At 35.2% G+C, this 16,854-nt stretch carries 12 protein-coding genes and 2 pseudogenes; 2 read left to right on the top strand and 12 right to left on the bottom strand.

Going from position 1 to position 16,854, the window contains the following annotated elements:
* Positions 1 to 19: 19 nt before the first annotated feature.
* Positions 20 to 2,125, top strand: coding sequence for a hypothetical protein (locus KDE13_RS08885; protein WP_212143614.1), 2,106 nt, complete (start codon positions 20 to 22; stop codon positions 2,123 to 2,125).
* 699 nt (positions 2,126 to 2,824) lie between these two features.
* Here KDE13_RS08885 and sdhE read toward each other — a convergent pair.
* From sdhE to KDE13_RS09855, 8 genes and pseudogenes are all read right to left on the bottom strand, one after another.
* A complete protein-coding gene (gene sdhE, locus KDE13_RS08880; RefSeq protein WP_212139593.1) occupies positions 2,825 to 3,685 on the bottom strand; it encodes an 8-methylmenaquinol:fumarate reductase membrane anchor subunit in 861 nt (286 codons plus the stop codon).
* Between the two features lie 2 nt (positions 3,686 to 3,687).
* Positions 3,688 to 4,650 (bottom strand): 8-methylmenaquinol:fumarate reductase iron-sulfur subunit, encoded by a 963-nt coding sequence (gene sdhB / locus KDE13_RS08875; protein ID WP_212139594.1) that lies wholly within the window; start codon positions 4,648 to 4,650, stop codon positions 3,688 to 3,690.
* Complete coding sequence (gene sdhA / locus KDE13_RS08870; protein ID WP_212143613.1) at positions 4,647 to 6,485, bottom strand: 8-methylmenaquinol:fumarate reductase flavoprotein subunit; 1,839 nt, start codon at positions 6,483 to 6,485, stop codon at positions 4,647 to 4,649. Before sdhA ends, sdhB begins: the two co-directional genes overlap by 4 nt.
* A gap of 356 nt (positions 6,486 to 6,841) precedes the next feature.
* Complete coding sequence (locus KDE13_RS08865; protein WP_212139596.1) at positions 6,842 to 8,080, bottom strand: hypothetical protein; 1,239 nt, start codon at positions 8,078 to 8,080, stop codon at positions 6,842 to 6,844.
* A 9-nt stretch (positions 8,081 to 8,089) separates the two neighbouring features.
* Positions 8,090 to 8,356: an HP0495 family protein gene (locus KDE13_RS08860; RefSeq protein WP_212142448.1), complete on the bottom strand. Its 267-nt coding sequence runs from the start codon at positions 8,354 to 8,356 to the stop codon at positions 8,090 to 8,092.
* On the bottom strand, positions 8,334 to 8,804 hold the full coding sequence (gene moaC, locus KDE13_RS08855; RefSeq protein ID WP_212139598.1) for a cyclic pyranopterin monophosphate synthase MoaC: 471 nt from the start codon (positions 8,802 to 8,804) through the stop codon (positions 8,334 to 8,336). Before moaC ends, KDE13_RS08860 begins: the two co-directional genes overlap by 23 nt.
* A gap of 406 nt (positions 8,805 to 9,210) precedes the next feature.
* Positions 9,211 to 10,005 (bottom strand): annotated as a pseudogene (locus tag KDE13_RS09880) (type I restriction endonuclease subunit R, EcoR124 family); the annotation flags it as partial.
* 84 nt (positions 10,006 to 10,089) lie between these two features.
* A pseudogene (locus KDE13_RS09855) lies at positions 10,090 to 11,968 on the bottom strand (type I restriction endonuclease subunit R); the annotation flags it as partial.
* A 113-nt stretch (positions 11,969 to 12,081) separates the two neighbouring features.
* On the opposite strand from KDE13_RS09855, the gene KDE13_RS08845 reads away from it, so the two are divergent.
* Complete coding sequence (locus KDE13_RS08845) at positions 12,082 to 13,521, top strand: acetyl-CoA carboxylase subunit A (protein ID WP_212143612.1); 1,440 nt, start codon at positions 12,082 to 12,084, stop codon at positions 13,519 to 13,521.
* A gap of 112 nt (positions 13,522 to 13,633) precedes the next feature.
* On the opposite strand, the gene KDE13_RS08840 is transcribed toward KDE13_RS08845, so the two are convergent.
* From KDE13_RS08840 to KDE13_RS08825, 4 genes are all read right to left on the bottom strand, one after another.
* Positions 13,634 to 14,599: a DUF4299 family protein gene (locus KDE13_RS08840; protein ID WP_212143628.1), complete on the bottom strand. Its 966-nt coding sequence runs from the start codon at positions 14,597 to 14,599 to the stop codon at positions 13,634 to 13,636.
* A gap of 407 nt (positions 14,600 to 15,006) precedes the next feature.
* On the bottom strand, positions 15,007 to 15,684 hold the full coding sequence (locus KDE13_RS08835; protein ID WP_212143611.1) for a DUF799 domain-containing protein: 678 nt from the start codon (positions 15,682 to 15,684) through the stop codon (positions 15,007 to 15,009).
* An 11-nt stretch (positions 15,685 to 15,695) separates the two neighbouring features.
* Positions 15,696 to 16,124 (bottom strand): DUF4810 domain-containing protein, encoded by a 429-nt coding sequence (locus KDE13_RS08830; RefSeq protein ID WP_212143610.1) that lies wholly within the window; start codon positions 16,122 to 16,124, stop codon positions 15,696 to 15,698.
* A 1-nt stretch (position 16,125) separates the two neighbouring features.
* Positions 16,126 to 16,797, bottom strand: a complete 672-nt coding sequence (locus tag KDE13_RS08825; protein ID WP_212143609.1) for a CsgG/HfaB family protein — start codon at positions 16,795 to 16,797, stop codon at positions 16,126 to 16,128.
* Between the last annotated feature and the right edge of the window lie 57 nt (positions 16,798 to 16,854).

Here is a 16,854-nt window from a genome sequence, read left to right as displayed (position 1 = left end):
GTTATTATAAGGAGAAAATTTGGAAACTTTAGACGAGATTTTAAAAAGACTTAATGCTCGTAATGCTGACATTAATAAAAGATTTACCTCTTCAGAGTATATAGCTAATGAAGAGGCTAATGAGTTATTTGCTAGCACAGAGCAAGACTTTAATAGAGCTAGAAGGCTTAATAATATAGAAAAAGCTTTAGCTACACAAAATTACATTAAAAATGCTTATAAGGCTAATTCATCTGCTCTGGATTACCCAGATTTAACAAGGATAACAACTATAGCTGATGATGCTAAAAGATATGAAAAAATTAGAGATTTTGAATTTGGTAAATTAGAAAATTCTTTAAAATATCTAAAAAATCTTGAGATAATAGCTCAAAAAGAGCGTGATTTAAACAATAGTTATAGTTTAGCTAAAGCTAAAATGAATCAGTGGAAAGAGCAAAGAGCAAAGCAACTTAATGAGGAGGCATACCAAAGAGCTGCTAATGCTCTTGGTCTGCTTGATCTTAAGAGTAAACAAAAACAGTGGGATGATCTGTTAGGTTTAGAACAAAAGATAGGCAAAAGTTACTTTGAATATGCTTTTGATAAATCAGATGAGGTTCATAATTCTAGTATGGCTTTGAATAAGGCTACTACAGCTAAGGAGAATGCTACTGCTAGAAAAGAGAGCTTGGTTGCTGATCAAGCTGAAGATCAGATAAAAGAGCGTAAAGAGATGTTCAAGCATATGTCAGAAAAGACAGGAAAGTCAGAACCTGAGATACACGCTTTACTAAATTCTGGTGGTGTTTATAGAGATGGTAAATTTAAATATCCTGAAGAGATGACAGCAGAAATGAACTCTCTCCTAGGTTCTAATGGTTCAAGTAATAGCAATAGTAGTAACAGTAGTAATAGTAATAGTAACACTACTTCAAATAGCCAAAGCACTAGCTCAAGTAATAAAAGCAATACAGATGCTTCTGCGAGTTTGGCTAAGTCTTCTAAATCTTTCTATGACAATGGAACTCCTACAGCTACAAGTGCTCCAGGTGCTCCTAGAGTTAATCAAGAGATTTTAGATATGTTACACAAGAACAAAGAGCTAGACGATACTGAATATACAATATATAGTCAGTTCTTAAAAAAAGAGTTTGATCTATCTTTACAACCCAATGAAGCTGTAACTAATGCAATTGTTAAAGATGCTCAAACATTACCTGATAGGGAATTTACAATAAAATATAATGGATTAAACAAACAGGTCTTTTTAGATAGTGTCAATAAGGGAAATGTAATACTTTATAAACAAGACCCTACTACAGGTGAATACATTATCCCTACAGATGTTAAAATGATTGATAATATATCAGGAAATCGTTACAGAGAGATCAAGCACCGTATAAAAAAAGATGGAATGTATAATGGTAGTATTAGTAATTATACAGACTCTAATGGTAAAGCGATATCTGCTGAGGAATATTTTAAAACTTATAAAAATCCTGAAATACTTATGAACCAAATGGAAACCAGATACACTCTTAATCCTAACGCACAAGGAGATGATTTTACAGCAACACTAGAACAGCTTAGAAAGGGTTATGAAATTGATGGGGATGATGAGGAAAAAGGAAATGCAAATCAAAGAATAGGTAAAATCTTATATAGTGCAAAGGCTAAGGCTTGTATTAGTCTTTTTAACACACTATTTCCTGGGGTAGATATAACTTATAATAAAAATCTTAGAGATACTCTTACAGCTATGATAGAAGACCCTGATAATATTGAGTTTGCTAAAATAGTTAAAAAATTAGATGATGAGAAGTTAAGTCATACAGATAGACAAAATTTAAAAACGAAATTTCAAGTTATACAAAGAGCTATGAAAAAGCTAAATATAAATAATGATAATCCTTTGTTAAAATCTTACGAGATAGCTCCTATTAAAAGCCCAGATGGGAAGCAGGATTTAACTAATACTTATATGTTACCTCGTATTACCCCTAAAATAGTAAGGGAAAGTTATAACGAAATCCTTAATGAAAATTGGTTAGCAGAACAGCAGGAGAGAATAGAGAAAGAGAAACAAAAGAATAGTTCACCAATGTTTGTAAGGACCTTTAAAAACTATATGGATAGTTTGTGATACTGTGGTATCACAAACTGTTTTACTTACCAATATGTGTATATAATGTATCATAATATTCACTATAATAAACCGAACCGTATACAAAGATAGAGATACTAACAGTAGCTATAGCGGCTAGCATTAGTAAATGTATTATACAGATTTTTTTAAATCTGTCTGATAGTTGAGAACTTTTAACTACTGTATTTATAGGTATTAATAAAAACTCAGATATAAATGAATTTGTTCTATCAATCTCCTTACCTGTTGAATCTAATAGTATATACTTTTAGTTCTTTCAGTAGAGTAGACTAAAGCTACATAAGTAGCTAATGTATACTCTGTTGCTATCTTATCGTGAACGTATAAAAAATGCTCTTTATCTATTATAAATAAAGGATATGTTCCATTTTCTATCTTTACTCTTGTAAGAATACTAAGATTAGTTAGTCCATCTAATATATTCATATGTAGCCTTTTAAAAATTTTAAAAAGTATAATTTAAATTTGTTGAAAATTTATTGAATTTAATAATAAGTAAGGGAATATCCCCTTACTCAACAAGATATTAAAGATGATTATATCATAATTAATAAAACTATAGTAATTAGAACAGGAATGATTCAAACACCTAAGAATGGTAAAACTAGATATGTTTATATACCTGATGAATTATTAGTTAAAATTTTAAAACCCCGCCTTTGGCGGGGATTAAATTTAGCTTACAAGCTTTGTAGCCTCAATAATATTTAAATCAAGTCCTAAAGCTTCATTGTTAAGTCCAAGAGCAAGTCCTACCAACTGAGATAGGTGAATGATCGGTAGTCTTACCTTTGAATCAGTTGCGTCTTGATAACGCTCTTGGTATATATCAAGTTGCATTTGACAAAGCGGACACGGCGTTACTATACACATAGCTTGGTTATCACTAGCGTTATTTACTATCTGACTTGACATTTTTTGCACAGATTTTACAGCTGGATAGCTTGCGTGAAAACCACAGCAATCAAGACGCTTTTCAAATGGTACGATAGTGGCTCCAAGTGCAGCTACGACGGTTTCAAAGCTCTTTGGATTTACCGAGCTTTCTTTACCGTTATACTCATCTTCTGGGCGTATGCTATGACAACCATAAAATAGTGCTACTTTTAAGCCCAAAAGTGGTTTTATTACCTTTGCTTTTAAAGTGTCTAAATTTTCATATAATGCCCAAAGTAGGCTTGTTATCTCTGTGTTACCTTCATATTTCATACCGCCTTCGGCTAAAAATTTATTAATACGATCTTTTGCCCCTTTATCAAGAGTATTTTTCGCACGAGTTAGCACGAGCTTACAAGTGCTACAAGTCGTCAACAACGGTAATTTCATCTTCTCAGCCAATGCAATGTTTCTAGCATTTGCTACTAATGTTGCAATAGGATCAACATCTTGAGCTTGAGATGCACCACAGCAGCTCCAGCCAGGTATTTCATTTAGCTTCCAGCCCAAGATAGGAGCGATGGCTTCTATTGACATTTTTGATTCTTTTGCGGCCTGCGTTAGAACGCATCCTGGAAAAAAGGCGAACTCAGTTTGCATATTTACTCCTTACTTGCAGCTTGGGCTGCTTTTATCATTTTAACTAGCTCATCATGTCCTTCTATCTTCTCGCCACCAAAGATATGAAGTGGATTCATCTTACCAGCCATCATTAGGTTAAATGCTACATCTGTTTTACCAGCTACGCCTAGCAAAGACTCAGAGCGAAGCGCTAGATAAATTTCATTTAACCTACCATCACCTTCAACAAGGTCAAGATAAAATGCCTCAGCATGTCCAGGACCACTACCATCAGTTAGGCCATTTTTCATAGCCATAACACGCAATCTTGCTATATCATCGGCCGAGCTGATACCCTTAGGGCATCTATCCATACACTCCATACAGTGCACACACTTCCAAAGTCCGTTTGCAATACTTGGTTTTACGTGAATTAATGGATCTTTACCGCGTGAATCGGCCGCCGCACGATAAGCGTGAGTAAAGACAAATGGCTGCATATAATCGCTACTATCAGCCTCAAGCTTAGAGCATTCAGACGCACATGAGCCACAAAGGATACAGTCCCACTGCTTAGAAATTTTATCAAATTCCTCTTGAGTTTGCTTACATCCTTTCTCTTTACTAAACTCATCTTTTGGCTTCATTGATGGGCGAATTTTTCTTAAATTCTCTATTGATGGCTCCCAATCAACAACTAAATCGCTAATCACTCTAAAATTGCCAAGTGGGGAGATAGTGATAACATCAGGATTATCATACTCGGCTAGCAACTCCTCCATCTTTGTATCACAAGCTAGATATGAGTGCCCATTAACACGCACAGCACAGGCTCCACATATCGCTGAGCGACAAGACGCTGTGAAATTTAGCGTTATATCCTGAGTTTGCTTGATAAGTAATAATACACTAAGTAGTGTTTTACCAGCGATTTGCTCCTTTGTTAAATTAAATTCTGATTTATAGTTTTCTTTTCCGTTAAATCTATCTATGATGACTTTCATTGTGGTCTCCTTCCATCAAGCGAAAACTCCGTCACTACAACATCTTTATAACTAAGCTCTAATTTGTCGCCATTTAAGCTAACTATACTATGCTTTAAGAAATTTGCGTCATCACGCTTTGGATAGTCCTCTCTTGTATGAGCACCACGACTCTCTAGACGTTTTTGTGCTGCCAAACAGGCACAGCGTGAGAGAAGTATCAAATTCCCAAGCTCCACATAGTCTGTAAATGCTGTATTCATAACGCTATTTGTGTCGGGGATACGGATTTGGTTGTATCTTGCCTCAATGTCTTCTAAATTTTTAGATAGAGTGTCAAGTTGTTCTTGTGTTCTAAAAATTCCCATATTATCCCAGTTTTGTTTACCTAGCTCTTCACGAAGTGCATACATATCATTTGCCTTGCCTTCACCATTTGCTATCTGCTTAAATTTAGTCTGCCATTTTTGTGCTAGCTTACTACTATTTTTACCACTACCAAATGTAGCATCTTTTGCATACTCTGTCGCACCTACACCAGCTAGATGTCCGGTTACAACCGCGTCAGTTAGTGAGTTACCACCTAGACGGTTTGCTCCGTGGATAGATACACAAGAGACCTCACCACCTACAAAAATACCTGGGATTTTTGTACTCATATTATCAAATTTAGCAACTTCAATTCCACCCATTGAGTAGTGAGCTGTCGGACGGATAGGTACCGGATGATCTATTAGGTCTATATCTTGAAATAAAAGTGCAGTATGTCTTATCTTTGGTAGTTTTTTCATAATTGTCTCTTTACCAAGGTGGCGAACATCACAAAGCACATATGAGCCAAGTCCTTCGCCATATCCTCTGCCCTCTCTAATCTCCGTCTCTATAGCACGTGCTACCACATCGCGAGGAGCAAGCTCCATCTTCTCGTGATAGTTTTTCATAAAACGCTCACCCTTGTTATTTAGCAGGTATCCGCCCTCGCCACGAGCCGCTTCGGTGATTAGTGTTCCACCATTTGCTACACCGGTTGGGTGAAACTGTATCATCTCGGGGTCTTCAAAGCCAAGTCCTGCTCTAAGTGCCGCTGCTACACCATCTCCTGTTGCTATAAACGGAGTTGATGTGCGGTTGTAAAATATACGCGTATATCCACCAGTTGCGATGACAAGGGACTTACAAAGCACGGGATAAATCTCACCAGTTTGGATATTTCTAAGCACCGCACCCTCGCATTTGCCATTTTCTATACCTATATCAAGTAACTCGTGATCCATTAAAAACTTAACACCATTGCTTATCGCATCATCTAAACAAGCGTGCATTAAGATATGTCCTGTCTTATCAGCCGAGAAGTTGCAGCGGCGTTTTGAAGCACCGCCCATCATACGCTGAGCTACACCACCATCTTTACTTCTAGAAAAAAGTGTGCCTACATAGTCCATATCGGATATAACCTTACCAGCCATTTCACAAAACTTAACTACTGAGTCTTGATCTGCTAGATATGCACTACCCTTTACAGTGTCATATGCGTGAAGCTTGTATGAGTCGCCATCACTAAAGTCTGTAACGCCATTTATACCGCCTTCTGCCATACAAGTGGCATTGCGTGATGGCATCATCTTTGTAGCTACAACAACCGTCAAATTTGGATTATTTTTTCTAACTGCCACAGCCGCACGAAGTCCAGCACCACCAGAGCCTATGACTAGCACATCTGTTGAAGGTAATCCATCTTTATTGCCTTTTGGCATATCCGTAGCAAAAGCATTGGCACCACTTGAACTAACTGCTAGAGCACTAACGCTTATACAGGCAGACTGCAGAAAGTCCCGCCTAGTAAATTTTTCACTCATTTTAATGTTTCCTTTTATTTTATTTTTAGCGTAATAGTTACACTACTGGCAAAAATGCCATCTAAATTTTACTCCTTGCTAAATAATCTTCTATTGATTATAAAATTAATATTACAATCAAAATTGCGACGTATTTTACTTTATTTTTACTTTATCGAAAATAAATTTAATTTTTGAAAAAAATTATCAAATATCGATATTATCGAATTAAATTAGGATATTTTTTATCTTAAACTATAAAATTTTTAACTGATTTTAATAATATTTACATTTAAGCTTAAAGTGATAAAAATTTTTAAAATACCCTATCCGTGAAGATAAATAGGGTAAAATATGTGAGATATGTTAATATTATTTTAAGCGTCTGTCTTTTTTAAATTTGCCATAAAATCCTTAGCAGCTTTATAGACTCTATCCCCTATCTTTTTGGCTTCATTTTTTATATCTATCTGTCTTAATTCTTCAAATTTAGTATTTGCCTTGTTTTCAAATTCTGCTAAATTTTGTTTGATCTCTTCAAATTTTTCACTAGATTCAAAACTGTCTTTAAGCTTCTTGCTACGTTCATTTAGTTCAGTTTTAAACTCTTCAAGCTTTAAATTTGCAGTATTCATAAAAGATGTTAAGTTTGAGTTCAGTTTTAACTCATCAAGTCGCTCAAGTATCTGCTCGCTAGCTTGTTCGCCCATACGTTTTAGCTTAGCAAATTTTGTATCAAGTTCAGTTAAAAGCAATGCAGATATCTCATTTTTAGCAATGCCCCCGATACTATCATCTAGCTCTTTTAGCATTTGGATAAAATCAAGATCGATATTTTTAAGATTATTTAGCTCACTATTTAGTTTGACCTCATCTGGTGCAAATTTTGAGTTCTCTTTTATGCGTTCAAGCGACTTTAAAATTCCATCTTTTGCTCCACTAACAGCTCCATCTATCAGCTCTTTAGCAAATATATGTCCCTCATTTGCCACCTCGCATGCTGCCATTACGATCGTCTTTGAGATCTCTAAAATTCGCTCTTTGCTAAACTCGCCACCGATTATTGAAACATAAGTCATATTTTTAGATATTTGTGCGACTGTATCGCCGACATCTTGCCCTTGTTCGACAGTGGTTAAAAACGCTTGCTGGGCACTTTCACTTAAGATACTAAGCATCCTACTTTCACGTATGATCGCGTTATTTAATAGATCTAAAATCTCGCTTTTGCCTTCAAATTCATTTGCATTTGTTATCCATTCAGCAGTTTCAAATGAAATTTTTAGCCTATTTTTTATCTCTTCGCGTTTATTCTTGATTGCTTTTATAAGCTCATCATATCGCCCTAGCAGAGTAAAAAGTTCAGCCTCTTGCTTTGCTATTAATGACTGATTTAGCCCCTCCATAGCACTTTTTAAATTTTTAACACTTATAAGCTCAAACTCCTTTAAATTTGTAAAGACTTCATTCATTTTAAGGCCTAATCTATCACTCAACTCACTATCGTCAATATCGGCAAGATCCTTGCAATGCTCACTAACAAGCAATTTGATATTTGTCAAAAGTCCGTTGCTATCTTTATAATCTTGCAAATTTTTTTTAAGTTTGTCACTCATCTTAAATCCTTATAATACAAATTTTGATATACGTTTAAAGGCTGAAAATAGCTCCAAACGCTCCTGATCGCTCAAAACAAATACACTCACATCGTAACTAGCGTATCTTTTATCTTTGCTAAATTTTGAAAATACTGCTTTGCTATCGCGTGTGCCTATTATTTTTTTTATCTGCTCGATCGCGTCGTCCGTGGCATTCATTATGAGTTTATACTCCCAAAAAGTTGGGTATCTTATCTCTGGTTTTTGTCCATTAATGTCGCATATACTCGCCACTTTTCCCTCCGCTTTTACTCTCAAGCACTATATCAGTTATCTGCATGGTTTTATCTATTGCTTTTACCATATCATAAATAGTTAAAAGTCCCACACTAACGCCAGTAAGAGCCTCCATCTCAACGCCCGTTTTGCCATCTATTTTTACACTTACAAATAGCTTAAATGCATAAATTTCAGGTAGCTCTACAATATCACAATCTACACTCAAAATAACAAGTGGATGACACATCGGTATAAGTTCACTAGTCTTTTTTGCACCCATTATCGCAGCAACTACGGCAGTTTGTAGCACCGGCCCCTTTTTACCTGTATTTTCTTTGATAGCATCAAATGCGTTTTTACTCATTTTTATGATACCGCTTGCAGTTGCAATGCGTCTTGTTGGCTCTTTGGGGCTGACATCGACCATTTTAGGGCGATTTTTCTCATCAATATGTGTAAGCATAAATTTCCTTTTAAAAATAGTAATTATAACAAAGAAATTTAAAGGAGAGAATAAAAGTAAAAGCCCAATGGGGGAAATGGGCTTTTACTACAAAAAGGAGGTTTTCTTGTCGGACGATGAAATGATACTATCTTGTTCTAAATTTTAACGCAATTCTTAGTTAACAAATTTTAACACATTTTATAAGTTGTCGTAAAAATATCTATTTTTTTAAATTTTTATCTAAAAATTTTATCAATGTTAAAGATCTCCTTTTGTGCTCTATGTGCGAGGTCGACCAATAGCCAAATATACAAAATTTTAGTCAACTTACCAGTCCATAAATTTAGTATTTTATATAAGTATAAACCTTCAATTAAACTTTAAAATTGAATAATAATGATGGCAGATGATTCTCTCGCCTTTTCTAAAACTCTCCATTTGATATAGTGTAAAATTTCTCAAAGAACTCCACCAATCTTACAGTAACTCTCTCTTTTGACTCTTCTCTTTGTTTGCTAAATATCGACATTTTTGGCATAAGCTCTACTATCTCAGTGCCTAAAATTTCAACTATAGCGTTTTTATAAGCTCTTTTCATAAATGTTAGAGTTTTATCTCTATCAAGATTTTCTTCTTCAATTATCCTATTAAGCTCCTCAAGCTTCTTTTTATTAGTAAATTTAATAAACTCGTCTCTAACATCAGAGCTAGGGTTTATAGTAGTGATAAAATCCATTATTAGCTCTTTTTTACCCCTTAGCTCAAGGCTTGAATCCAACGCTTTTTCTATATCTACAACAACCTCTTTATCTTTGATATTTTTGCTATATTTTTCTATAAGCTCTAAAATATAGTCTATATTTACTGTAATTTGCTTTATGAGCTCTATCTCAAACTCTATATCATCTGCGATATCTTCTTTTTTATCATCAGTTTTTGTAGCATCCCTATACTCACTATAAATCTCTATATATATGCTTTGGTAGTCTTGAAGCTCCCTAGAAGTTAGCAAGGTATCGCCCGCAAACTCATCAAAGCAAGTAAGGATATTTCTAACTCTTAAAATTTGGCTATATAGTTTTATAAACTCTTTTTTATTCTTTTCGCCTACGATATCATCGCCTAATGGATATCTATCTTTAAGCTCACTTACTAAATTTACATATCCTACAAAACTCTCACCATCTATATCATATCCATTGTAGTAGTCTTTGTATGTTTTTAGAAGTACGACTGATTTTGCTTTATTGGCACTTCCAAATAGAGATAGTGCCTCATTTAGCTCACTCTCTAAATCCCTAAAACATACTATATTTCCAAACTGCTTTACGCTGTTTAAAATTCTGTTTGTCCTTGAAAACGCTTGTATTAGTCCATGATAGACCATATTTTTATCAACTCATAAAGTATTTAAACACTTAGCATCAAAGCCGGTTAAAAACATACCAACCACTATCAAGATATCAAGCTCACGGTTTTTCATCTTAAGAGATATATCTTTATAGTAGTTTTCAAATTTTTAAGTAGATGCGTCATAGTTTGTACCAAACATGGCGTTATAATCGCTTATCGCACCATCTAAAAACTCTCTTGAGCTCTTATCTAACCCCTCAGCACTCTCACTACTTTCATCCTCATCTTCGTTTTGTGCGAAGCTAAAGATTGTAGCTACTTTTAGATTATGGTTTAAGCTTTTAAAGCTTTTGTAGTATCTCTTTGCCATCTTTATATTTGAAACTGCAAGCATTGAGTTAAAGCCTTTAGGGCTTAGAATTTGTGGGCTGTTAAATGTATAGCCACTTCTATTTTTAGTTTGAGCTTCAAAGTGTTCTAGAATATACTCGCTGTTTTTTAAAATCCTATCTTCATTTATCAAAGCCCCAGCTGTATCGATACCAATTACATCTTTATCTTTTATCTCATCTTTGGCTTTTATGGTGTTTAGATAGCTTACTTTAAATGGCAAAACATTCTTATCATCTATCGCATTTACTATCGTATAGTTATGAAGCTCAACGCCAAAAAGACCTTCAGTAGTGGAGCAATTTAATCCGATGTTTTGTGTAAATATTGGCGTACCGGTAAAGCCAAACATATAGTATTTTTTAAAATTTCTTTTGATATTTCTATGCATATCACCAAACTGCGATCTATGACACTCATCAAAGATTATCACAACATCCTTGTTAAAAATCTCATGTCCACTATTTGATTTTATGAAGTTATTAAGTTTTTGTATCGTTGTAACGATGATATTTACATTATCATCTTCAAGCTGTGCTTTTAATACATTAGCACTAGAGCTTGAGTTTACAGCATCTTTTTGAAATTTATTATACTCTTTCATTGTTTGATAGTCTAGGTCTTTTCTATCTACAACAAAAAGCACCTTTGATATATCCTAGACTCGAAGCAAGAACAGCAGTTTTAAAGCTTGTTAGAGTTTTACCACTTCCTGTTGTGTGCCATATATAGCCACCCGCTTTTACTGAGCCTTGAAATTTGTTCTCTTTAGCTACTAAGATTTTATTTAAAATTCTCTCAGTTGCTACTATCTGATAAGGACGCATTACCAAAAGCTTCTTATCAGTTCCAAAAACGCAGTATTTTGTGATAATATTTAAAATAACTCTTGGTGTTAGAAAAGTACGAGTAAAGTCATATAAATCTTTTATGCTTTTGTTATTAGCACTCGCCCAAAAGCTAGTAAACTCAAATGTATCAGCACCTTTTTTAGTTCCACCTTTTAAGCTATCTTCTCTAACTGTGTTTGAGTAGTATTTTGTAAGTGTGCCATTACTTATAACAAAAATTTGAGTGTATTCAAAAAGTCTAGCACCTTTGTCATAGCTTGTTCTTTTATACCGTTTAATTTGGTTAAATGCCTCTTTCAAAGCAACACCTCGTTTTTTTAGCTCAATTTGAACGAGAGGTAAGCCATTTACCAAAATAGTAACATCATAGCGGTTTTTACGCTCTTTGTCATTTACTTGGTTTAGCACTTGCAAAGAGTTGGCGTGTATGTTTTTCTTATCAATTAGCTTTAAATTTATAAGGCTTTTATCATCTCTTTGAAAAGCTATTATTTCATCTTCTTGAATTTGTCTAGTTTTTTCTATAATGCCGTTATTGTCATTAGTGATATGTGAGTTTAAAAACCTTTTCCATTCGCTATCTGTAAATTTAAAGCTATAAAAGCAAACTTTTAGCTATAAATTTGCTTAATTATCACACAATTTTATCTAAAAATAAATTATTTAGTATTATTATTATAAAAATATTTTAAGGATTAGCAGTGATACATAAAATTCTTATCGCAAACCGTGGCGAGATCGCTGTGCGGATAGTGCGTGCTTGTCGTGATCTACATATTCAAAGTGTGGCTATTTACACGCGTCCAGACAAAGAGTGTCTGCATGTTATGGTGGCTGATGAAGCCTATATGATAGGCGAAGATCCGATCAAGGGCTACTTAGATGCCAAAGCTATCGTGGCGATGGCTAAAGAGTGTGGTGCTGACGCAATACATCCTGGGTATGGATTTTTAAGCGAAAATTACGAATTTGCAAAACTTGTAGAAGATGAAGGTCTTATTTTCATAGGTCCAAAAGCGGATGTGATACGCAAAATGGGCGATAAAAATATCGCACGTTATCTTATGAAACGCAACGGCGTTCCTATCGTGCCTGGGACCGAAAAACTAAATGATAATAGCATGGAGGCGATCAAAGAACACGCAAGACGTATCGGATATCCAGTTATATTAAAAGCTAGTGGCGGAGGTGGTGGACGCGGAATCCGAGAAGTGTGGAAAGAGGAGGATATGGAAGATGCTTTTAACTCCTGCACACGTGAAGCCAAGGCATATTTTAACAACGATGAGGTATTTATGGAAAAGCTCGTAGTCAATCCTCGCCACATCGAATTTCAAATTTTAGGCGATAACTACGGAAACATCATACACCTTTGCGAACGTGACTGCTCTATACAACGACGCCATCAAAAGATCATCGAGATCGCCCCTTGTCCATCTATAAGTGAAAACTTACGTAAAATAATGGGCGTTACCGCTGTTGCTGCGGCAAAGGCAGTGGGGTATTCAAACGTCGGTACGATAGAATTTTTACTAGATGATTATAACAACTTTTACTTTATGGAGATGAATACTCGCATACAAGTAGAGCACGGCGTCACAGAAGAGATCACAGGTCAAGATCTAGTTGTGCGTCAGATCCGTATCGCATCTGGGGAGATACTTGAGATAGAACAAAGCGATATAAAACCTCACGGCTACGCGATAGAAGCACGTATCACAGCCGAAGATGTCTGGCATAACTTCACTCCAGCACCTGGCACTATAAGTGGCTACTATCCAGCACTTGGTCCATCTGTACGTGTGGATAGCCATGCATACAAAGACTACACTATACCGCCATTTTTTGATTCGCTTGTGGCAAAGCTCATCGTCAAGGCTACTGATTACGATCTAGCGGTCAATAAATTAGAGAGAGCATTGGAGGAATTTACCATAGAGGGCGTGAAAACGATTATCCCATTTTTGCTAACTATCAGCAAAGGGCGTGAGTTTAGACGGGGATTTTTTGATACAAGCTACGTTGAGCGAAACTTGCAAAAAATTTTAGAAAATACATACAATCCAGATGAAGCAAATAGCGAAGAAGATTTAAAATCAGTCATCGCAGAAGCGATAAAAATTTATAAAAAACGAAGATAATCTTATAAAGATAAAATTACGCAAAGCCCTAGTCTAAGCTAGGGCTTTGAATTTGATACTTTAGCAATTGAAAATTTTAAAAATTTTAAGCTTGTTTTTACTCTTGATAGATTTATTTTTTCTCACAAATTTCAGCCAGATGTTCCATAACTTCGCGACTTAACCCGCTTACTAAAATATAAGTTGCATCTATAAATTTATAACTATCCTTTGGCAAATTTTCGATCACTTCATTATAATCAAGTATTGGATCTAATGCAAAATAAGCACTTTCTTCGTCCTGTGCGTTCTCATCAAAACAAACAAAACTCAACTGCCATTGCGAAACCTCCTCTCCGCCAAGAGTATCTAAATTATAATACTCAACACCAGGCTTATACGGCAATATCGTATCAACCCCTTGTGTGAGTGTATATAAGCCGATGATTTCGCCACTATTATTTGCTCTGAAAAACCGTTGGCGTGCCGAGTATGCGTCAATATACTGCACCTGTGTGAGCTTTTGGCTATACGCATCAATAGGATCGCTTGAGGAAAGTATCTCATCTATCATCACTAAATTTAGAGCCAAAGGTCTGATGACGCCGTAGTTTATATTAGTTTGTAAATCACCACTTAAATTTTCTCTCATAATCTCTAAACCAAACATCACATCTTTTTCATAATCAAATTTTAAAATGCTATCTGAGTTATACTTTTTATCGTCTATGTCAGTGGCTATATCTGAACTGAGTTTTTTGGCTAAATTTGATAGATATTCAAGTGCTATATACCAGTCATCGCGTGTACTAGGCGTAGCAACACGAATATTATAAGTTTTTGTAATCTCATTGTAATCTAACTCAAATCCCCTGCCACTCACACCATCAACACCCACAATCAAAAAATCAAAGTCGCTTATCATTGCGTTATAAAAACTCTCTGCATCAAACTCGCTACTACTCTCATCAAAGCTAAACTGCGTCAAATTTGGGGCGACTTGCAACGCCTCTTCAACGCTCATCGTGCTTTTGTATCCGCCAAATAAACTCTTTTTATTCTTTACGCTAAATACAACACATCTTTGCTCCTTTTTGATTTAACATAAGTATATTATATAATTTAAAAAAAACTTTATATTTTATCTGTATTGTAGCTAATTTTTGTAGTATCTAATTATATTTATATTTGCTTTTAAAATTTTAACTCACAACCGTCTCTTTTGATTTTTAAAGTGATAATACCATAAATATATAGAGTTGAAATTTTAAATATTTTTAGTATATGCAACCACTTGTGTAGGATTGAGATGTCAATGAGTCACCGCTATAAAAACTCATAAAAATTTATCCTTTTCTTGTTTGTTATTAACTATTTTCGCCATTAAAAATAAAAAAGTATAACAAAAATATCAAATACTAATATGAAATTTAAACTGTGTTAGTCTCTTGTGTTATTAATTGAAGTTTGTAAATTTAAATTTAGCCCCTACAGTTGGGGCTAAATTTATTTTGCTGTATTTAGTTGTTTGTCCTGTCCATAGCCATTTGCGTATGGTCCGAGCAATATGCAGCCATTGCAATTGTGTCCAAATAAAGCCCAATCGGCAGTTGCTGATAGCTTATATCCTTTATCGCTTATAGTGTTTGCGATCTGGCTTACAACAGCACTGATAAGCATACCAACTATACCACCACCTCCACCACTTCCACCGTCTGACACTATAGCCCTGCCATCCCAAAGAGTTCTACCACTATCGACATCAACTAGCTTTGCACTCATGCCCACAATCGTTGTAGCTGTTATCAAGGCGTAGCTTGAGCCGTATTCTGAGATATTTATATATAACACAGCATCCGGATTAAAGATCTGTTTTATCTTGCTTAGTGAAATTTGGTGTATGTCATTTGCTTCGGTTATACCATTGTGTTTAAATGTATCATTGACAAGTGCGGGAGGAAACACATAATACCCAGCTACACTAAGTGGTTGCACGGCATGTGCTAAAACTGCCGCAGAGCCATCCATCTCGGTAGTCTCATTTGTCGGCATAAGTACAAGTATAGAGCGTGGCTTACTCTGTAAAAATGCCGAATAGTCATAAGGTTGTGGCTGGGTATTATTACAAGCTGATAAAAATATCGCCAAAAAGGCTGAAAATATCACTAGTTTAAATTTATTCATTTTTTCGCCTTTCAATTTTCACTTTTGTTATCTTTGATACTTTTGTCGCTCACGCTATTTTTACCGCCTTGCAACATCAGAAATTCTATATAATGCTTTGATTCTGGATAAAGCTCCATCTCTTTTATGAAATTTGACTTTGCTCTTACACTATCGCCGTTATTTGCATATAGTAGCCCCAAATGTGCGTAAAGTCCTGGTGGTATTTTATTTGCAGCTTTGGATGCTTGGGCTTTATAAGCATTTGCTATATATTTTTCTAGCTCATTTATGTACTCGTTTAAATCGCCTTCTTGACGAATATAATCATAAATAGAATCTGCATAGCTTGACTCCCAGTGATACGATGCTCCCATTTGGTTGCTACCACTAGCACAACCAGCCACGACAAACGCAAATACAGTTAATACAAAAGCGTTTAAAGTTTTACTAAATTTCATGCTATTTTACCTGCCAAGCACCACTTTGTAGCCCTGCGATTAGATTATTTACGGCTTCAATTATTGCTAGGCTTAGCACTTTACCATTTAGCGTCGCGTCATATCCAGCTGTACCACCAAAGCCGATAATTTCGCGATTTGAGAGTTCATACTCTCCAGCACCTTGTGAAGAATATACTATCTCAGAAGTCTGCACATCAACAACGTTTAAATTTACTTTCGCATAAGCGGTTTGAGTTTTGCCTTTACCTAAAATACCAAAAAGCTGATGATCGCCTGTTGTCTTACGTCCAAATTCCACAACATCGCCAGTGATGACATATTTTGCACCTTTTAAATTTTGTGCATTTTTAGCTATCTCACTCTCTTGTTTGATCGCTTTCATATTTGTGCGATCCATCACGCTAAATCTACCACTTTGCTGTAAATTTGTTATAAGTATTGTTTGAGCCTGCGAACCTAGCCTATCCTCACCATCGCTAAATATGCCATTGTGATAGCTTGACTGATTATTAAATCTACCAATAGAAACCTCCGCTTTTTTACCGTGATACGGCATATTTGCAACCGCTATCGTAGGTGTCTCAATAGTCCTTGAGCTCTCTTTTGCACAACCTGCAAATACCGCTACTATAATAGTTGCTAAGGCTAAAACTTTGATATGATTTTTCATTTTTATCCTTTTTTATTAAATTTATAATGTAATTGTATCAAAAATTTTAGTTTTTTA

It is taken from the genome of Campylobacter anatolicus, from assembly GCF_018145655.1.
GTDB lineage: Bacteria > Campylobacterota > Campylobacteria > Campylobacterales > Campylobacteraceae > Campylobacter_A > Campylobacter_A anatolicus.
The sequence above is the reverse complement of the archived record's forward strand: the minus strand, read 5'-3'. Positions and strand labels throughout refer to the sequence as shown.